The sequence below is a fragment of the Mesorhizobium sp. M8A.F.Ca.ET.218.01.1.1 genome (assembly GCF_004791165.1).
Lineage (GTDB): Bacteria > Pseudomonadota > Alphaproteobacteria > Rhizobiales > Rhizobiaceae > Mesorhizobium.
The window spans coordinates 108,436-128,140 of record NZ_SRUZ01000005.1 but is presented as its reverse complement, the minus strand read 5'-3'; the positions used below and the strand labels follow the sequence as shown (position 1 = coordinate 128,140).

Annotated in this window: 15 protein-coding genes and 1 pseudogene; 7 read left to right on the top strand and 9 right to left on the bottom strand. The window is 64.4% G+C overall.

Annotated elements, in window-relative coordinates; translation table 11 throughout:
- Nucleotides 1-72: 72 nt before the first annotated feature.
- The 8 genes from eutC to EN861_RS19300 all read right to left on the bottom strand — a co-directional run bounded on the left by eutC (nt 73) and on the right by EN861_RS19300 (nt 7,643).
- Complete coding sequence (gene eutC / locus EN861_RS19335) at nt 73-1,065, bottom strand: ectoine utilization protein EutC (protein ID WP_127275880.1); 993 nt, start codon at nt 1,063-1,065, stop codon at nt 73-75.
- Nucleotides 1,062-2,054 (bottom strand): hydroxyectoine utilization dehydratase EutB, encoded by a 993-nt coding sequence (gene eutB, locus EN861_RS19330; RefSeq protein ID WP_189343678.1) that lies wholly within the window; start codon nt 2,052-2,054, stop codon nt 1,062-1,064. The genes eutC and eutB overlap by 4 nt, the downstream gene beginning before the upstream one ends.
- A 5-nt stretch (nt 2,055-2,059) precedes the next feature.
- The gene (eutA, locus tag EN861_RS19325) at nt 2,060-2,839 is read right to left on the bottom strand and encodes an ectoine utilization protein EutA (RefSeq protein ID WP_127275882.1); all 780 of its coding nucleotides are present in this window, start codon (nt 2,837-2,839) and stop codon (nt 2,060-2,062) included.
- A gap of 3 nt (nt 2,840-2,842) precedes the next feature.
- Complete coding sequence (ehuD, locus tag EN861_RS19320; protein WP_127275883.1) at nt 2,843-3,502, bottom strand: ectoine/hydroxyectoine ABC transporter permease subunit EhuD; 660 nt, start codon at nt 3,500-3,502, stop codon at nt 2,843-2,845.
- Between the two features lie 34 nt (nt 3,503-3,536).
- A complete protein-coding gene (ehuC, locus tag EN861_RS19315) occupies nt 3,537-4,196 on the bottom strand; it encodes an ectoine/hydroxyectoine ABC transporter permease subunit EhuC (protein ID WP_127275884.1) in 660 nt (219 codons plus the stop codon).
- Nucleotides 4,197-4,362: 166 nt separating this feature from the next.
- The gene (gene ehuB, locus EN861_RS19310; protein ID WP_127279511.1) at nt 4,363-5,214 is read right to left on the bottom strand and encodes an ectoine/hydroxyectoine ABC transporter substrate-binding protein EhuB; all 852 of its coding nucleotides are present in this window, start codon (nt 5,212-5,214) and stop codon (nt 4,363-4,365) included.
- A 70-nt stretch (nt 5,215-5,284) separates the two neighbouring features.
- On the bottom strand, nt 5,285-6,076 hold the full coding sequence (ehuA, locus tag EN861_RS19305) for an ectoine/hydroxyectoine ABC transporter ATP-binding protein EhuA (protein ID WP_127279510.1): 792 nt from the start codon (nt 6,074-6,076) through the stop codon (nt 5,285-5,287).
- A 181-nt stretch (nt 6,077-6,257) separates the two neighbouring features.
- A complete protein-coding gene (locus EN861_RS19300) occupies nt 6,258-7,643 on the bottom strand; it encodes a PLP-dependent aminotransferase family protein (protein ID WP_127279509.1) in 1,386 nt (461 codons plus the stop codon).
- Nucleotides 7,644-7,726: 83 nt separating this feature from the next.
- Between EN861_RS19300 and EN861_RS19295 the strand changes: the two genes are divergently transcribed.
- The 5 genes from EN861_RS19295 (at nt 7,727) to hutH (ending at nt 14,006) form a co-directional block, all read left to right on the top strand.
- Nucleotides 7,727-8,218 carry an Lrp/AsnC family transcriptional regulator gene (locus tag EN861_RS19295; RefSeq protein ID WP_127279508.1) on the top strand — a complete coding sequence of 164 codons (492 nt, stop codon included), beginning with the start codon at nt 7,727-7,729 and terminating at the stop codon, nt 8,216-8,218.
- A 130-nt stretch (nt 8,219-8,348) separates the two neighbouring features.
- The gene (locus EN861_RS19290; protein ID WP_127279507.1) at nt 8,349-9,842 is read left to right on the top strand and encodes an NAD-dependent succinate-semialdehyde dehydrogenase; all 1,494 of its coding nucleotides are present in this window, start codon (nt 8,349-8,351) and stop codon (nt 9,840-9,842) included.
- 32 nt (nt 9,843-9,874) lie between these two features.
- Nucleotides 9,875-11,254, top strand: a complete 1,380-nt coding sequence (locus tag EN861_RS19285; protein ID WP_135865025.1) for an aspartate aminotransferase family protein — start codon at nt 9,875-9,877, stop codon at nt 11,252-11,254.
- Nucleotides 11,255-11,263: 9 nt separating this feature from the next.
- Nucleotides 11,264-12,367, top strand: a complete 1,104-nt coding sequence (locus EN861_RS19280; RefSeq protein ID WP_135865023.1) for an alcohol dehydrogenase family protein — start codon at nt 11,264-11,266, stop codon at nt 12,365-12,367.
- Between the two features lie 142 nt (nt 12,368-12,509).
- On the top strand, nt 12,510-14,006 hold the full coding sequence (gene hutH, locus EN861_RS19275; protein WP_135865021.1) for a histidine ammonia-lyase: 1,497 nt from the start codon (nt 12,510-12,512) through the stop codon (nt 14,004-14,006).
- Between the two features lie 10 nt (nt 14,007-14,016).
- Here the strand turns inward: hutH and EN861_RS19270 are convergent.
- Nucleotides 14,017-15,420: pseudogene (locus tag EN861_RS19270) on the bottom strand (2-hydroxyacid dehydrogenase); the annotation flags it as partial.
- A gap of 358 nt (nt 15,421-15,778) precedes the next feature.
- On the opposite strand from EN861_RS19270, the gene EN861_RS19265 reads away from it, so the two are divergent.
- Both EN861_RS19265 and EN861_RS19260 read left to right on the top strand, forming a co-directional pair.
- Nucleotides 15,779-17,632: an ABC transporter ATP-binding protein gene (locus EN861_RS19265; RefSeq protein ID WP_135865017.1), complete on the top strand. Its 1,854-nt coding sequence runs from the start codon at nt 15,779-15,781 to the stop codon at nt 17,630-17,632.
- Nucleotides 17,632-19,524, top strand: coding sequence for an ABC transporter ATP-binding protein (locus tag EN861_RS19260; protein WP_135865015.1), 1,893 nt, complete (start codon nt 17,632-17,634; stop codon nt 19,522-19,524). Before EN861_RS19265 ends, EN861_RS19260 begins: the two co-directional genes overlap by 1 nt.
- The last annotated feature ends 181 nt before the right edge of the window (nt 19,525-19,705 follow it).

The following is a 19,705-nucleotide window of genomic DNA, read 5'->3' as shown; positions in this document are numbered from 1 at the left end:
TTCTTTTGTCGGAGCACGATCTGGTCGGAAAGCCGGTTGCCACTTTTCCGGATCATGCTCCCGCGGCCAGGATCAGCTTTCGAAAATGGTTCCGGCATTGGCCGCCAGCGCGCGGTCGCGGGCGAGCGTGGCGATCGCAGTGTCCTGCACGCCGGTGCCGGTCAGGTCAGCGATGGTGATGTCGCTGGCCGAGCGCCTACCGTGTTTTTCGCCGGCGATGATCCGGCCAAGTTCGGTGACCTCGGCATCGGCTGCCATCACGCCGGCGGCGATGGCATGGTGCAGTTCGCCCAGCCGCCTCGTCTGCTTCGCGCTGTCGGCGACGTAGAGATCGGCCATGCGCAGGATCGCCGGCGCGATCTCGTTCTTGTGCTCGGCGTCGGACCCCATGGCGGTGATGTGCTGGCCGGCCGAGACAAACCCGGCCTTGATCAGCGGCTCGGTCGACGGCGTGGTGGTGACGATGATGTCGGCGCCGGCGACAGCGTTGGCTGCGTCTGATACAGCGCCCACGTCGATGCCGAGCCTTTCGCGCAAGGCGGCCGCGGCCGTCTCCGCCTTGGCGGCATCGCGTGCCCAGATGCGGGCCCGCGTGATCGGCCGCACCAGCATCAGGGCTTGGAGCTGTAGCCCGGCCTGGACGCCGGCGCCGAAGATCGCGGCGACGGACGAGTCCTCTCGCGACAGGTGTTTGGCCGCGACGGCGCCGGCGGCGGCGGTGCGGACGTCGGTGAGATAGCCATTGTCGAGCAGCAAGGCTTCGACCACACCGGTCTTTGCCGAAAGCAGCACCATCATGCCGCCACCGCTTGGCAGACCGAGCTTTGGATTGTCGAAGAAGCCGGAACTGATCTTGACGGCGAAGCCGTCGATACCGGGCACATAGGCGGTCTTCACGTCGACCTCGCCGCGATGCTCGGCGATGTCGAGGCGCAGGATCGGCGGCATGGCCACCGGCAATGTTGCCAGCGCGCGGAAGGCATTCTCGACACAGGCGACGGCGTCGAGATCGAGCGTCACGATCGTGCGCAGTTCAGCTTCGGTGAGGATGGTCATCCTGCTCATGCGGCGCGCTCCGAAATCGATGGCATTTCCCCGCAGACGATCTTCCTGTGCAGTTCCATGTCGATGTTGCGGCCGGAAAGCAGAGCCACCACCGGCCCCTCCGCCTTGGCCTTGCCGGCGAGCAGTGCTGCGATGCCTACCGCACCTGCTCCTTCGACGATCTCGCGTTCCAGTTCATAGGCATGGCGAATGCCGGCGGCGATTTCGTCCTCACTGAGCAGGACGACATCGTCGAGCAGGTCGCGGCACATGGCGAAGGTCAGCCGGTTGTCGAGGCCGATGCCGCCGCCGAGCGAATCCGCCAGCGTCGGCAGCTCCTCGACCAGCACGGGGTGGCCGGCATCGAGGCTCGCCTTCATTGCCGCGCCGCGCGCCATCGACACGCCGATTATTTTTGTGCCGGGGCTAACGCCTTTGATTGCGGCCGCTATACCCGATGCTAACCCACCTCCGGAGAGTTGCACCAGCACCAGAGCGGCATCCGGGACCTGCTCGATCATCTCCAGCCCGAGCGTGCCTTGCCCGGCGATGATCGCGGGATGGTCGAAGGGTGGCAGCATGACAAGCCCTTCCTCCGCCGCCAGCCGCTCGACCTCCTTCTGGGCATCGTCCTGGCTGTTGCCGACAATACGGACTTCCGCGCCGAGGCGGCGGATTTCGTCCAGCTTGTTCTTGGGTACCAACCGAGACATGCAGATCACCGCACGCATGCCCTCGAGCTTCGCCGCGTGGGCGAGCGCACGGCCATGATTGCCGGTCGATGCCGCGACGACGCCCCGCGCCTTCTCCTCGGCATCAAGCGATGCAACGGCGTTGGAAGCACCGCGCAATTTGAAACTGCCGGTGGTCTGACGATGCTCGAGCTTGAGATGAACCGGCACGCCCAGCCGTTCGGAAAGACTCGCCGAAAGCACGATCGATGTGCGCTCGACCTTGCCGGCAATTCGCTCGCGCGCGCCACGGATATCGCCAAGGGTCACTGTCGCCATGGTCATCAGCCGCGCGGCAAGGGCAGCGTCATCAGACTGCCGAATTCGGGATGGGCCGTCTCATCGCTGCAAAGGCGCAAACAGTTCCATGCGGTTGCCTGGTTGCTGGTCACCACCGGCCGGCCGATCGCCTGTTCCATGCCGGTGACCGCGAGCGCACCGCGCAGCGCCGTGCAGGACACGAACAGCGCATCGGCCTGCGGATGCATTGCCTGGCGCGCCAGATCGACAAGGGCCGCTGGGGCAATGCGCGCCATCTCGCGGTCGTCCTCGAAGCCGAGACAGGTAAAGCCTAGGATTTCGAAGCCGCGTTCGGCGAAATAGGTCGCCATCGGCCTGGCGGTTTCGATTGTGTAGGGCGTGAGGATGCTGATCCGGCGCACGCCGAACGCGTTCAGTCCGCGCACACCGGCCATTGTTGGTGTGACGACGGGCACGCCTGGCTTGGCGGCCTGGATCGCCGTCTCGATCTCGGCATCGCCAATCACCACCGAGGCCGACGTGCAGGAATAGCAGATAGCGTCGAGCGGCTCGTCAGGCAGGATCAAGGCCGCGCCCGCCGTCAGCGCCGGCTGCATCTTGCGCAAGTTCTCAGGCGTCGTCGGATTGGCATAGGGGATGCGCGCGACATAGACGCCGATCCGTTCGCTCGCCACCATGCGGCGAAAATCCGGCTCGGTCGTGTGGTCGGTGGCAAGGATGATGAGGCCGACGCGCCGCTCCAACGGACGCTCATCGAGCGCTGGCCGGTTGGGCACGAGCTTGATCTGGGGCAAGGGTTTCATCTTTTATCTTTCGATCTTGCCGTAGCGGCGTTCCAGCCAGCGCAGCAGCACGACCGAAATCAGGCTGATGGCGAGGAAGAAGGCGCCGACCAGCGTGATCGGCTCGAGGTAGCGATAATAGGTGTTGGCGACGCTTTTTGCCTGGTTCATCAGTTCCAGCACGGTGATCGCCGAGAGCAGCGGCGTCTCCTTGAACATGGCGATGAAGTAGTTGGCCAATGCCGGGATCATCGGCGGAATGGCCTGTGGGATGATGATGTGGGACCAGGTCTGCCGGGCGCTAAGATTGCACGCCTTAGCGGCCTCCCACTGGCCACGCGGCACATTGTCGATGCCGGCGCGGTAGACCTCCGCCGTGTAGGTGCCGTAGTGCAGCCCGAGCCCGATCACGCCGGCGACCAGCGGCGGCAGCAGGATGCCGATGTCGGGCAGCACGTAGAAGATGAAATAGAGCTGCACCAGGAGCGGTGTGCCGCGGATGAATTCGGCCACCCAACCGACGCTGCGCGACACCGCCTTGTTGGGCGAGCGGCGCGCCAGCGCGATGCCCAACCCGACGATCGCAGCCAGGACCGAACCGAGCAGCGTCGCCAGGATGGTGATCTTCACCCCCTGGATCAACGTCGGCAGGATCTGCCGGACAAAATCCCAATCCCAATCCATCAGCGGACCCAATTCATCAGGAATGCGCTGGCCATCAGACGCGCACTCCGTCGAGGCCGCGCGCCATGCGGCGTTCCAGCGAGCGCACACCCCACGAGATGAGCAGCGCCAGGATGAAATAGATGACGAGAATCGTGGTGAACGGCACCATGGTGTTGCCGGTCTGGGCGCGCACCACCTGCGCCTGGAAGGTCAGGTCGGCGAGCGAGATCAGCGAGACGACCGATGTCGCCTTGAGCAGCTCGATCGCATTGTTGCCGAAGGTCGGCAGCATCACCAGAAACGCTTGCGGCAGGATGACATGGCGCATGCCTTGCCAGCGGCCCAGATTGAGCGCGATGCAGGCCTCATGCTGTTCGCGGCCGATCGATTGCACGGCGCCGCGCACCACCTCCGCGGCATAGGCGCCGACATTCAAGCCCAGCGCCAAGACGCCGGCCTGCAGCGGGGTCAGTTCGAAACCCACCAAGGGCAACACGAAATAGGCGAAGAACAGCTGCACGAAGATCGAGGTGCCACGGAAGAATTCGATATAGGCCGTTGCCAGGGCCCGCAGCACGAAGAAGCGCGATAGGCGCCCCATGCCAGCGAGAAAGGCCATGATCAGGGCAAGCACCGACCCCATCAGCGTCAGCTCGATGGTGACAAGCGCTCCCTGCAATATCAGGCCGAAATAGCCGGACCACTGGGTCATCTGGGTTCCAACGTTGGCGGTTAGCTTCCTTCTCCCCGTTCAACGGGGAGAAGATGCCGGCAGGCAGATGAGGGGCAGTGCCAGCGTAAGCAAAGCTTGTGCTGCCCCTCATCCGGCCCTTCGGGCCACCTTCTCCCCGTTCACGGGGAGAAGGAAAAAGGAAGCGCTACTTCGCGGCGCAGAGCTTGTCGCGCGTGGTCGACATCGCCGCCGCCGCGGAGAAACCGTAGGGCTCGATGATCTTGGCGAACTCGCCCGACTTCTTCATCTTGGCGAGTTCGACGTCGAAGGCGTCGCGCATCGCCTCGTCGCCCTTCTTGAAGGCGGCGCCGTCGCAATAGACCGGGGCACCCTGCACCGGAGCGATGACTTCGAGGTTCGGATCGGCGGCCTTCTTCATCAGATCATTGATCGACAGTACGGGCAGCGAATAGGCGTCGATACGGCCGTCCTGCACCATCTTCAGGCCGCTCTGGCCGTCCGGCACGACGATGACACGTTCACGCGGCACGCCGGCGTTGAGCGCCAGCTTCTCCTCGGTGCCGCCGCCCGGCGCGCCTATGGTGGCGGACGTGTCCTTGGCGACATCCTCGTAGCTCTTGAAGCCTTTCGGATTGCCCTTCTTCACCAGCATCGCCTCGGCGTCGCACAGGACCGGTTCGGAATAGGCGACCGCAGCGCAACGCTCCGGCTTCATGAACAGGCCGGCGGTGACGACGTCGAAGCGGCCGGCCTGCAGGCCGGGGATCATCGCGCCGTATTCCGAGATCGAGGCGACGACGTCGGCGACGCCAAGCCGCTTGAAGATTTCGCGCGCCACATCGGGCGCGGCACCCGAAACCTTGCCGTCGGCGGCGACCGCCGTATAGGGCGGCTCATTGGCGATGGCCAGGCGGGCGAAGCCCTGCGACTTTAGCTGCTCGAGCTTGCTGTCGTCGGCCGACCCCGGGATAGAGGCGGCCAGCACGGCCGAAAGTGCGAGACCGGCGACGCCGGCCAGAATGCCAAGTTTCTTCATTGTTCCCAACTCCTTGTTCTTGTCTTGGTTTGCGTGATTTCAGGACGGCATCGCCGCCTTTGGCATGCGGTCAGACACGGTGTCCGGCCGCGATGATCTTCTTCAGGAACCCTTGCGTGCGTTCCTGCTTGGGATTGCGGAAAATCTCGTCGGGCTTGCCTTCCTCGACTATTCGGCCGCGATCGAAGAACAGCACCCGGTCGGCGAAGTCGTGGGCGAAACCCATTTCGTGCGTGACCAGCAGCATGGTCATGTCGGTCTCGGCGCAGAGCCGCCACAAGACGTTGAGCACTTCCTCGACCAGTTCCGGGTCGAGCGCCGATGTCACCTCGTCGAACAGCATGATCTTCGGTTGCAAAGCGAGCGCGCGGGCGATCGCCACGCGCTGTTTCTGGCCGCCTGATAGCTGCGCCGGCATCGCCTTGGCCTTGTCGGCCATGCCGACCATGTCGAGCAGTTCCATCGCGCGTTTTTCGGCGGCGGCGCGCGGTGTGCCCTTGGTCAGCATCGGGGCCAGCGTCACATTGTCGATGACGCTCTTGTGCGGAAACAGGTTGAACAGCTGGAAGACCATGCCGGTCTTCTGGCGCATTTTTGCCAGATGCCGCTCGTCGGCCGGCAGCAATTGGCCGTTACGCTCCATGTGGTAGAGTTGCTCGCCGTCGATCTGGATGTGACCGCCGTCGATGCGCTCCAGCGTCATCAGGATGCGCAGGATCGTGGTCTTGCCCGAGCCAGAGGGGCCGATCAGCGCCAGCTTCTCGCGCGGCATGACCTGCATGGACAAGCCGTCCAGCACCTTGAAGGCGCCGAAGCTCTTCGAGATGGCGTCGACCTTGATGATGGGCGCGGTTGCGGACAAATGAATTTCCCCGTGCTGGAGAAGCCTGTGCCCTTAACGATGGGGAACACGCCAAATCATGTCAATTGGTAAAATAATATCATGACAATTATTCTGATTGCGCACATTTTCCGGTCAATCGCAGCTGGCTTTTTGGGCATGCCGTTGCCCCAGAACCACCTGGCGATAGTGGGTGGCGTGTTCAGATTGCGAGCAGCAGATGCTCCGGATCGCCAAGCAAGAGCTTGGTGACAACGCCGAGACCGGCGCGCAGTTCCCCCTCGGTGGTCGAACCCAGCGAGATGCGCACTGCCGGATGCCAGGGCGCATCCGATATGCGGAACGAGGTGCCCGGGGCTATGGCCACGCCTTGCAACCGAGCCTGGGCGACAAAGCTCTCCTCGGAACGGTCGGCCGGCAGTTGCAGCCAGATATGCAATCCGTCGCGACGGGCACGGTAGTCGACGCCGGCCAGTACCTCGCCAGCGATATCCTGCCGGCGACGCAACGCCGCGCGCTGCCAGCGCACCAGCTCCATCGCGGTGCCGTCGGTTACCCATTTGGTGGCGATCTCGGCCACCATTGGTGTCGCCATCCAGTTCGAGACGAGATGCCGGTTGGCGACGGCCGCAACGTAACGGTCGGGCGCGGCGAGATAACCTATGCGCAGGCCGGGCACGGTGATCTTAGTGAAGGAGGTGACGTAGAGCGTCCGCTCCGGCGCGAAAGCAGCGACCGGCGGCGGTCGATCCTCGACCAGGGGACCGAGCACATCGTTCTCGATGATGGCGATGTCATGCTTGCGCGCCACCGCCGCGATCTGCTCACGGCGCGCCGCATCCATGAGCGTTGCGGTCGGGTTGATCACCGAAGGCTGCACGAATACGGCGCGGATATCGGACAGCCGGCAGGCCTCGTCCAGCGCTTCCGGAATCAGGCCGTTTTCGTCGATCGGCAGGCCTTCGAGGTTGAAACCGAGATAGCGGGCGAGCGGCACCAGCGTGTGATGGCCTATCGCCTCGGTGGCAACGGTGGAGCCCGGTGGCGCGACGCTCATCAGCGCCACCGTCATGCCGGCGGTGGCGCCATTGGTCAGGCTGATGTTCTGCGCGGAGGCATCGAGGCCGCACAGTTTCAGCCATTCGACCGCCACGGCGCGGTGGCGTGGGAACACCATGTTTGGCCGGAACGACAGTGCCGAACTCGACGGCAGGTTTTCGGCAAGCCAGCCCAGCGCCTGCTTCATCCGCTCCAGGTGCATCGGCTCGCAGACCGGTTTCAGGATCGAGAGGTCGATGACCTCACCGAGGCGCTCGGGCAGATAGGGCGGGTCCGGCTCGCGGCGCTGCGTTTGGACGAAGCTGCCGCGCCCGATCTCGCCCGAAATCAGGCCGCGCCGGATCAATTCCTCATAGGCCCGGCTGACCGTCTGCACCGAGAGCTTGAGATTGTCCGCCAGCCGGCGATGCGTCGGCAGCCTCGCGCCATTGGCCAGGCGTCCGTCATGGATGGCGCGCGCGAACTGGTCGGCCAATGATTGATAGGCTGGCCGGCGGATAAGCGCGGGATCGGGTTGCCACAATGTCATGACTTATTAGAGATCGAAATCAGTGCAATTGACAATCGAAATAATGCGCCCTCATGGTACGATGGACGAAAAAGTGAGCGCTGATGACTGCTGCGAAACTCGACCCGATCGATCTCAAAATCCTCGACGCCATCCAGCGTGACGGACGCATCACCAAGCTGGCGCTGGCCGAGCAGGTCGGGCTGTCGCCGACGCCGTGCTGGATGCGGCTGCGCAAGCTGGAAAAAGCCGGCATCGTCTCGGGCTATCACGCCCGCATCGCCATGCGCGTCGTGGCGCCTGTCGCCACAGTGCTGATGGAGGTGACGCTGGCCAGCCACCGTCAGGCCGATTTCGACCGCTTCGAGCGCGTCATCCGCGATATCCCCGAGATCGTCGCCTGCTGGTCGGTGGGTGGCGGCGTTGACTATGTGCTGAAGGTGATGGCGCGCGACATCGACGCCTATCAGCGGCTGGTCGACGGCTTGCTCGATCGCGAGATCGGCATCGACCGCTACTTCACCTACATCGTCATCAAGACGGTGAAGGATGATATCGCGCTGCCCATTGCGGACCTGTTGCCGGCACCGGCATAGCGCCGGAGAAACGGGCTGCCCTCACGGCGCAATAGAGAGATTCTCTCTCTGATCAGGCGCTCAAACAGCCTCTCTGTCTGCCGGTGAAGGATAGTCTCCTCGCATCAAAACGAACCGGGAGGCTTCGACCATGTCCGCGCATTTCGCCCGCTCGCATCGCCACGAAGCGCTCGACCGGCTCGCCGACCGCCGGCTGCTGCGCGAACTCGCCTATGTCGACGGCCATTGGACGGCGAGCGATGCGGCCGAGAGTTTCGAGGTCACCGATCCGGCGACCGGCACCACCGTCGCCTTTGTCGCAGCACTCGACAGCCGGCAGACTACAAAAACCATCGACGCCGCGGCGCGCGCCTTTCCGGCCTGGCGGGCGCTGTTGCCGCAGGAGCGCTCGAAAATCCTGCGAAAATGGTTCGAGCTGATCATCGCCGCCAAGGCTGATCTGGCTCTGCTGATGACGCTTGAGCAGGGCAAGGCGCTCAAAGAGTCGCTCGGCGAAATCGACTACGCCGCCTCCTTCATCGAATGGTATGCGGAGGAAGCGAAGCGCCTCAACGCCGAGAGCGTCACCAGTCATCTGCCGAACGCGGAAATGATGGTGCGGCGCGAACCGCTCGGTGTCGTCGGCGTGGTCACGCCGTGGAATTTTCCGTCGGCCATGTTGACCCGCAAGGCGGCGGCGGCGCTTGCCGCCGGCTGCACCATCGTCGCGCATCCCTCCTCGGAGACGCCACTTTCGGCGCTGGCGCTGGCCGAACTCGGCGAGCGCGCCGGGCTGCCGGCCGGCGTCTTCAACATCGTCACAGGCAAGGCCGCGACGATCGTTGGACGCATGTGCGAAGATCCGCGCGTGCGGGCCATGAGTTTTACGGGCTCGACCGAGATCGGCCGGCTGATCGCCGCGCAAAGTGCGCCGACGATGAAGCGGCTGGTCATGGAACTCGGCGGCCACGCGCCGCTGATCGTCTTTGCCGACGCCGATCTCGACAAGGCGGTGACCATTGCTGTCGACGCCAAATTCGCCACATCAGGCCAGGATTGCCTCGCCGCCAACCGAATCTATGTCCAGCGTCCGCTTTACGACCGCTTCTGCACCGCATTCGCCAAGCGCATTGACGCGCTGCGGACCGGCAGCGGCCTTGCCGAGGAAACCGACATCGGGCCGCTGATGCATGAACGTGCCGTCCAGAAGGTCGAGGAGCAGGTCGCGGATGCCCTCGCCCACGGCGCCCGCTGCCTTGCCGGCGGCAAGCGCCATCAGGCCGGGCCGCTGTTCTACCAGCCGACACTGCTCGCCGACGTCGCCGACGAAGCGCTGATCATGCGTGAGGAGACCTTTGGTCCGGTCGCCGCCGTCACATCCTTCGACGACGAGGACGAGGTGATCGCCCGCGCCAATGCGACCGAATATGGCCTCGTCGCCTATGTCGTGACCGAGAATGGCGCGCGTCAGCAGCGCATGGGTCGCGCGCTCGACTATGGCATGGTCGCCATCAACCGTGTGAAGATCACCGGCGCGCCGATCCCCTTCGGCGGCGTCAAGCAGTCCGGCATCGGCCGCGAAGGCTCGCGCCACGGCTTGGAGGCCTTCACTGATCTCAAATATCTATGCCTCGACGTGGCGTAGGCCACACTGGAATTTTCAAGGAGTAAAAAAAAATGCTCGACCAGTCCAACGAACTCGCCGCCTGGGATCGCGACCATTTCTTCCATCCCTCGACCCATATGGGCACGCACGCTCGCGGTGAATCGCCGACAAGGATCATGGCCGGCGGCGAAGGCGTCACCGTCTGGGACAACAACGGCAGGAAGAGCATCGATGCCTTCGCCGGCCTCTATTGCGTCAATGTCGGCTATGGCCGCCAGAAGATCGCTGACGCCATCGCCACGCAGGCAAAGAACCTCGCCTATTACCACGCCTATGTCGGGCACGGCACCGAGGCCTCGATCACATTGGCGAAGATGATCATCGACCGCGCGCCGAAGGGCATGTCGAGGGTCTATTTCGGCCTGTCCGGTTCGGATGCCAACGAAACCAACATCAAGCTGATCTGGTACTACAACAATGTGCTGGGCCGGCCGGAGAAGAAGAAGATCATCTCGCGCTGGCGCGGCTATCACGGCTCGGGCGTGATGACGGGATCGCTGACGGGGCTGGACCTCTTCCACAATGCCTTCGACCTGCCCCGCGCGCCGATCCTGCACACCGAGGCGCCCTATTATTTCCGCCGCGCCGACCGCTCGATGAGCGAGGAACAGTTCTCGCAGCATTGCGCCGACAAGCTGGAGGAGATGATCCTCGCCGAAGGGCCTGAAACCGTCGCCGCCTTCATCGGCGAGCCAATCCTCGGCACTGGCGGCATCGTGCCGCCGCCTGCCGGCTATTGGGAGAAAATCCAGGCGGTGCTGAAAAAGTACGACGTGCTGCTGGTCGCCGACGAAGTGGTGACGGGCTTCGGCCGGTTGGGCACCATGTTCGGCTCCGACCATTACGGCATCAAGCCTGACCTGATCACCATCGCCAAGGGCCTGACCTCGGCCTATGCGCCGCTGTCGGGCGTCATCGTCGCCGACAAGATGTGGCAGGTCCTGGTGCAGGGTTCGGACAAGCTCGGTTCGCTTGGCCATGGCTGGACCTATTCGGCGCATCCGATCTGCGTCGCAGCCGGCGTCGCCAATCTCGAACTGATCGATGAGATGGACCTGGTGCGGAATGCCGGCGAGACCGGCGCTTATTTCCGTGCCGAACTGGCCAAGGCCGTCGGCGGTCACAAACACGTCGGCGAGGTGCGCGGCGACGGCATGCTCGCGGCGGTGGAATTCGTCAGGGATCGCGACGACCGTGTCTTCTTCGATCCTTCGCTCAAGATCGGACCGCAGGTCGCAACGGCCCTTGCCGCCAGCGGCGTCATCGGCCGCGCCATGCCGCAGGGCGACATTCTCGGCTTCGCGCCGCCGCTGTGCCTGACCCGCGAGGAAGCCGACATCGTGGTGGCCAAGACCGCCGATGCCGTGAACAACGTATTCGCCAATCTCTGAGACCGACCCATGAATGCCATGACCAAAACCCTCCCCGCCACCATGGCCGCCGTGCTGCTCACCGGGCACGGCGGACCTGAAAAGCTCGTCTACCGCACCGATGTCAAAGTGCCTGCCCTCGCTTCAGGTGAGGTGCTCATAAGGGTCAGCGCTTGCGGGATGAACAACACCGATGTCTGGGTGCGCCAGGGCGCCTATGGCACGGAGGAAGATGCGGGCGCGGTGTCGACCTGGCGAAGGCAGGGCAATACGCTGACCTTCCCGCGCATCCAGGGCACCGACACTGTCGGCACCATCGCCGCCGTCGGCGAAGGTGTATCACCGGACCGTATCGGCGAACGGGTGATCGTCGATTTCTCCATCTACAACCGCGACGACGATTCACTCGCCGACATCGACTATATGGGCCACGGCCGCGATGGCGGTTATGCCGAGTATCAGGCTGTGCCAGCCGACAACGCGCATGTCGTCGACACGGAGATGAGCGACGTCGAACTCGCCACCTTCTGCTGCGCTTATCTCACCGGCGAACAGATGCTGGAACGCGCCGGCTTGAAGGCTGGCGAGCGCGTGCTGGTCACCGGCGCCTCGGGCGGCGTCGGTTCCGGCATCGTGCAACTGGCGCGGGCGCGTGGCGCCATTCCCTATGCGGTCGCCGGCAAGGGCAAGGAACAGGCCGTACTCGACATCGGCGCCGAGGCGGTCATCACCCGTGGCGTCGCGGACCTGCCGCAAGCCGTGACCGAAGCGACCGGCGGCCAGCCGATCGACGTGGTCGCCGATCTCGTCGGCGGCGCGATCTTCAACGACCTGCTGCGCATCCTGCGACCCGAGGGCCGCTATACCACGGCCGGCGCGATTGCAGGCCCGGTCGTCCAGCTTGACCTCAGGACCATGTATCTCAAGCAGCTGCAACTGCATGGTTCGAGCCAGGGCACGCGTGCCGATTTCCGTCGCATCGTTCGCTACATCGAGGGGGGCAAGATCAGACCGTTGGTCGGTGGCGTCTACAAGCTCTCCGATTTCCACCACGCGCAGGCCGATTTCGTCGCAAAGGATTTTGTCGGCAAGCTGGTGGTGGTGCCGGACGCTGTCGCAGAGCGATCGGCGTAATCGCAAAATCCTGGTCCCTTCGCCTGCCTTCTCATCGCTGCCATAATGGGAATGGCTTGCAGTCCAGCCGGCATGCCGCCACAAATGGTGACGCCCGCCGCGCCGCTGGTCCGGGCCTCTGGTCACGGGATACAGGCGAGACATGACAGCCCGAATGATACTGCTCGACGCCAAGCCGCTTGGCGCGGCTGACGTCGCCGAGATCGCGCGGCGCAGTGCGCGGCTGATGCTGGGCGAGGAGGCGATGCGCCGCATCCGGGCGAGCCGCGCGCTCATCGAGCACCTGACTGAGCTCGGCAAGCCGATGTATGGCGTCACGACAGGCCTCGGCGCCTGTGTCGACACGCCGCTCGCGCAGGCCGACCTGATCGCCTTCCAGCACAGCGTGCCGCTCAGCCACAGCATGGGCATCGGCCCTGCTCTGCCGACCGAGGCGGTGCGGGCGCTGATGACGGCGCGCATTTCGGGCATGGCCGCCGGCGGCACCGGCACTTCCGAACGCGTGGTCATGGGCCTCGTGGCGGCGCTCAACGCCGGCGTCCATCCGGTGATCCCCACCTGGGGATCGATCGGCGCGGCGGACCTTGCCCATCTTGGCCACATGGCGCGAGCGCTGCGCGGCGACGGCGAGACCGAATACCAGGGCAGGATCATGCCGTCGGCCGAGGCGCTCGCATTGGCCGGGCTCGAACCGCTTGACCTGCGCGAGAAGGACGGCCACGCCATCATCGTCGCCAACAGCCTGTCGACCGGCACGGCATGCCTGTGTCTCGAGGATGTCGCCCATCTCATCGATTGGGCGCTGGCCGCGGTGGCGCTCAACTATGAGGCGTTCCGTTCTTCGCTGACCGCGATCGACGAGGATGCCCTGGCCGCGCGGCCGGCCTTCGGCCAGCGCGAGATCGGCGCACGGCTGCGCGCGGAACTCGCCGGAAGCGGCCTGTGGAAGGACAGAGCGGCGCGGCGGCTTCAGGATCCGCTCAGCTATCGCTGTGTGCCGCAAGTCTGGGGCGGCCTGCTCAACGCGTTCGAACAGGCGAAGCTCGCGACGGAGATCGAACTCACCCATTCCGGCGACAACCCGGTGATCCTGCCCGAAGACGAACGCGTCGTCTCGAACGGCAATTTCGACCTCACTGCCATGACGCTGGCCTGGGAACAGCTCGGCCAGGCGCTCGCGCATTGCGCGGTGGGCACCGCCAACCGCTGCATGAAGCTGATGTCGCCGACAATTGCCGAGCTGCCGCGCTTCCTGTCGGCCAGGGGCGGTAGCCGCCAGGGCTATGCGGAACTGCAGAAGCCACTCGCCGCGCTGGAAGCCGAAATCCGGCATCTCGCTAATCCGATGTCACTCAGCCCGCTGGCCGTTTCGGATGGGATCGAGGACCAGTCGTCGATGGCGCCGCGCGTGGTGGCCAAGACCGCCGAGATTGTCGAACGCCTGCGCTATCTCGTTGCGATGGAACTGATCTTCGCGGCCACGGGCGTGGAGTTGCGCGGCGTCGTCGACAGCATGGGCGAAGGACCCCAGCGCACCTTTGCTGCGGTGCGTGCGCTCGTCAGCCCGCTCGACGACGATCGTGAGATGAGCGCCGACATGACGCGGATCGCCCGTATGGTGGCCGGTCCCCAGGACTGAGAACTCCGGACTATTTCTGAAAAGGTCCCCTCAGATTGAGGTTCTCGGCCAGAAGGCAGAAGCGGTCGATCAACCGGACAAGCTCGTCGCCCTGTTCGACGACAATCGCGCCTCGCTCGGCAGGCGGGGTATCGGAAAGAGCCTTCCACAGACGGCCTTGCCGATCGCAGAGATCCGCCAGTTCGGCGCAGTCGCTGGAGGTCAGTTTCAAAAGGTGATCCGCCGTCACAGGTCCAATGCCTGGAGGCGTGGTGGCGCCAAGGGAAAGGTAGCCTTGCGGCACCGTGCCTTTCGCATTCGTTACCGATTTGCGGCAGATGACATCGAATATCTGGTCGACAGCCTGCTTGGCGCCTGCGACGCGCGACGGGTGGTCCGTATCGGCGGCAGCGTGCGGCAGGAGCTCAAGCCTGGCGCCATGCTTCTCGACGAGGCCGAGATAAGGCAGCATCGGCCCGGACAGGCGGCCGGTCGAGGCATCCCTGAACAGGTCGGCATCGATGGCGGCGTGGCGTAGCCGGCCTGTATTCAGAGCTTCATCAAGAGCCCCGACATCGACAAGCTCGCCGCGATCGTAGTTGACCAGCACCGCGCCCTTGTTCATGCGGGACAAGACGTCCGCGCCAATGAGCCCGGCGTTGGCGTAGCGGCCGGTCTGCGCATCCTGCTTGCCCAGGCCAACGTGAACGCTGAGCACATCGGCGCCTCCGGCCGCCTCGACAAGGTCCGCGGCAAAGGCAAAGCCCTCGGCTTCTATCCATCCGCGGTGCCGTGGCCGCGCGTGGATCACCACGCGCATGCCGAAGGCGCGAGCCAGCTTGGCCACTTCGCGGCCGATATTGCCGTAGCCGATGATCGTGATGGTCTTGCCTTCGAGCTTTTCGGTGGGGAAATCGCGCAGCTCCCTGCCGGTGTCGAAGGCGCCCCGCGCGACACGCCCGTGAAGCGTGTCGACCGGGAGATCCGGCAGCACTTTCAGGATCGCCTTCATCACCATCTGCGCCGTGGCGCGGCTGTTGATGCCCGGCGTGTTCATCAGCACCGCGGTGCCGCCCTCGCCACTGCCGCCACCCCAGGAGCGCGAGCCCATATTGCCGGTGCCGGCGCCGATCCGCACGCCGGCCAGTGGAAAGACGGTTTCGGCGGGCAGGAAGGTCGCGGCGGCAATGACGGCATCATAGCGTCCGTCGCTGGCGGCTTCGATCAGCTCTTCGTGAGTGCTGAGATCCGGCTGGTAGAAGAAATGAACGCGCCCGCGTTCGAGAGCGGCCTTGTCGCCAAGTCCGGCCGCATGAAAGCGGCCGCCCTTGGCTTCGATATGGGCCCGCACCTCCGAAGGGTCCGGTTTTCCGTCAGCGTCGAAGCGCAGGCCGATCAGATCGCAGACCAGGACGGCGTAGGCGCGTTGCGGATCGATCGCCTCAACGGCGTGTGTGTCTGTGGTCGCGGTCACGTCGTTCCCCTCATGCAGACGGAAGGCCTGCTGGTGGAGCAGGCGCTGAACACTCAGAACCTATCCGCCCGGAACGGCGTGAGATCGATCACCGGCGGCAGACCAGCAGCGAGTTGCGACACGATCTTGCCGGTGACCGCGCCGCCGATCAGGCCCTGATGGCCATGGCCGAGAAGGCACGCGGCACCCCTTTCAGGTACAGTGCGATGTCGCCATTGGCCCCTTGTACGGGCAAGCCGGACGCGCGTAAAATCCAGCTATCTGATTGAGTCTGCTACATTCGTTCGGGCTAATGTCCGGATCGGTCTGGGTATTTTCCTTGCACACGGATGCAACCAGCGCGGCCAGGCGCGGCAAATCATTTGCCCATGTGGCGGAAGCCTCCTGGGGCAAGGGCCTCAGCACCTTGCTGCGCATCGTGCGCATGACGCTGCGCCATCCCTGGCAGGTTGCCATCACCCTCGTCTCGACCTTTATCGCTGCGACGTTGCAGCTCTTCATTCCGCGCCTCCTTGGGCGCGCCATCGATCAGGCGCAAGGCGTGATGGCCGCGGGGGCCGGCACCGCGGCCGAGCAGGCGCTCTGGAATACGGCCCTGACACTGCTGGCCGTCAGCATCCTGCGCGGCCTCTTCACCATGGCGCAGAACTACTATGGCGAGGCCGTCGGCCATCAGACCGGCTATGAGCTGCGGCTCGCCTTCTACGAGAAGATCCAGCGGCTCAGCTTTTCCTTCCACGACAAGGTTCATACCGGCGATCTCATCACACTCGGACTGCTCGACCTCGACGGCGTGCGCATGTTCTTTTCCACCGGCATCCTGCGCGTGGTGCTGCTCGGCGTGCTGATCGGCGTCGGCGCCTATCTGTTGATCAGCACCGATCTCGTGCTCGGGTTGTTGAGCCTCAGCTTCGTGCCGTTCGTCGCCTGGCGCTCTTCGGTGACGCAACTCCGACTGCGCAGCACCTGGCTGACGCTGCAGGAGCGGCTGTCCGTGCTGAGCCGGGTGATGGATGAGAATCTCGGCGGCATCCGTGTCGTGCGCGCCTTCGCGGCGCAGCGGCATGAGCTGGCAAAATTCGACCGCGCCAAGCAGGATGCGCTGGAACTCGCCAATGAGCGCGTCGACATCCGCGTCTCGAACACCAGCGCCATGAACTTTTCCTTCTTGGCCGCCATGGGCCTGGTTCTCTGGTTCGGCGGCCAGAAGGTGATCGCGGGGCAGATCAGCGTCGGCACACTGGCCCAGTTTCTCACCTTCATGACCATATTGCAGATGCCGGTGCGCCAGCTCGGCCTGATGGTCAACTCCTTCGCGCGCGCCTCGACCTGTGGCACGCGGCTGTTCGAACTACTCGATGCCGAACTCGACATCAAGGACGCGCCCGACGCCAGGGAGCTCGTCATCACCGACGGCGTACTGCGCTTCGACAATGTCGGTTTCCGCTATGAGGGCGCGGGCGAGCGTCCGACGCTTTCCGGCGTTTCGTTCGAAGCCAGGCCGGGCGAGACCGTCGGTATCGTCGGCCCGCCGGGCAGCGGCAAGTCGACCATCGCGCATCTGATCCCGCGCTTCTACGACGTGACGTCGGGCGCGATCACCATAGACGGACAGGACATCCGCAAGGTCACGCTGCAGTCGCTGCGCAAGGCGGTCGGCGTCGTCCAGCAGGACGCGTTCCTGTTCACCACCTCGATCGAGAACAACATCGCCTATGGCAATCCCTGGGCGCGCGAGACCCGCATCGGCCAGGCCGCCGAGTATGCCCAGCTGCACAACTATATCATCGGCCTTCCAGCCGGCTACACCACGGTCGTCGGCGAACGTGGCGCGTCGCTTTCCGGCGGCCAGCGGCAGCGCCTGACCATAGCGCGCAGCCTGATGTTGCGGCCATCGGTGCTGGTCTTCGACGATTCCACGGCCGCCGTCGACGCCGGCACCGAGCAGCGTATACGAGCGGCGATGAAGCGCTTCGCCCGGGATCGCGTGACGCTGATCATCTCGCATCGGCTGAGTTCGCTGATGCATGCCGACCAGATCCTTTTCGTCGAGGGCGGGCGGATCGTGGAACGCGGCACGCATGAGGAATTGCTGGCGCTCGGCGGACGCTACCGCGCGCTTTACGACCTGCAGCTACGGCCGGACGACGATCGGCTCGAGGGAGCCGCCTGATGTCGACGCAGGACGACGACGAGAAGGAAGACACAAGCGGACGCCCGACGAAGGCGGTCGTCGGCTCGCACCGCGATGAGGAAGAGGTCTTCGGCAAGGCCTACGACCCGCGCATCGTCAGGCGCATCTGGAGCTTCGTCAGACCGTATCAGGGCCGGATTTTCATCTCGGTCGCCGCCGTGCTGGTGTTCACGCTGACACAGCTGGCGATCCCGCTGGTCATCCGCTACGCCATCGATCACGGCATGGCGCCAGGCAGGCTCGACCGCTCGGTGATGATATCCGCGATCGCCGCCTTCACCGTGATCATCCTCATCAACTATGCCGCCAGCCATGTGCAGGAAAGCGTCGTCGGCAAGGTGGCGGAGAACGTGCTGTCCGACCTGCGCCGCGCCATGTTCAGCCACCTGCAGCGTGTCTCGCTGAGCTTCATGGACAAGACCGAGGTCGGCAGGCTGATGTCGCGCCTGCAGGGCGACGTCAATTCGATGCAGGAGTTCCTCGAAACATCCGTCATGTCGGTAGGCGATATCGTGCTTCTTTTCGGCATCGTCACCGTCCTGCTCTGGCTCGATTTCCGGCTTGGCCTGCTGACGCTGTCGACCATGCCGATGCTGTTCATCGTGCGCCTGTTCTGGCTGCCGCGGGCCAAGGTCGCCTTCATGGCCGCGCACGAAACCAACTCGATCGCCAACGGCGCGCTTGCCGAAGGCATCCACGGCGTGCGTACGGTGCAGAGCCTGGAGCGCCAGCATGTCAATTTCGACCTTTACGACGAAAAGGTGATGGCCAATCTCAACGCCCATCTGCGGTCGGCGAAATATGCACAGGTGATGGTGCCGATCGTCGACACGCTGACCGGCATCGCCATGGCGACCGTCATCGTCGTCGGCGGGTCGATGGTGCTGTCGCACAGTCTCGATATCGGCGTGATGGTGGCGTTCCTGTTCTACATCCAGCGCTTCTTCGATCCGATCCGCTCGCTCACCATGCAGTACAGCGTCATGCAGCGGGCCATGGCTTCGGGCCAGCGCATCTCCGAAGTGCTCGACGTGCCCGTCGACGTCAGCGACAAGGACGGCGCCATCGCGCTGTCGCGCGACATGGATGGTTCGGTCGAGTTCAGGAACGTCACCTTCGGCTACCGTCAAAATCAGCCGGTGTTGAAGAACATCTCCTTCCGCGTCAATCCGGGCGAGACGGTCGCGCTTGTCGGCCCGACCGGATCGGGCAAGTCGAGCTCGATGGCGCTGGTGCACCGCTTCTACGATGTCTGGTCGGGCGAGGTCCTGGTCGGCGGCCATGACGTGCGCGACCTGACGCAGGATTCGTTGGGCGACCAGGTGGCCATGGTGCTGCAGGAGCCGTTCCTGTTCTCCGGCACGGTGCTGGAGAACATCCGCTATCACAAGACCGGCGCCAGCCGCGAAGAAGTGGTGCGCGCAGCAGTTGCCGTCGGCGCGCACGACTTCATCGAAGACCTGCCCGACGGCTACGACACCGAACTCGAGCAGCGCGGCGGCAATCTCTCGCTCGGCCAGCGCCAGCTGATCAGTTTTGCGCGCGCGCTGGTGGCCGATGCCAAAATCCTTGTGCTCGACGAGGCCACCGCCAGCATCGATTCCTACACCGAGATGCTGATCCAGAAGGCGCTGATCAAACTGCTCGAAGGGCGTACCGGGCTGGTCATCGCGCATCGCCTGGCCACCATCCGCGGCGCAGACCGCATCATCGTCCTGCAGAATGGCGAGATCGTCGAAAGCGGCAACCATGAGCAGCTCATGAAGACGAAAGGTCTCTACGCCCGCCTCTACAACATGAACTACGCTTCCTTCGACGACATTTCCGACGAAGAGATGGGAATGGATGCGGCGGCCGGCAAGGCGACGTGAGCCGGTGCTGGCATGGCGCGAACCGGACGGATTGCTCCATATCCTTGCCGAGAAGACCTTATTTGCGAGATCCCCTGATGTGGCCGCTGACTGCACGCCGTCCCGGGACCGTGAAGCCCGATTTCGTGAAGGAACATGTGCAGCGAGGCGCGCGTTCTTTTCCATATGTCTCGAATGAAAA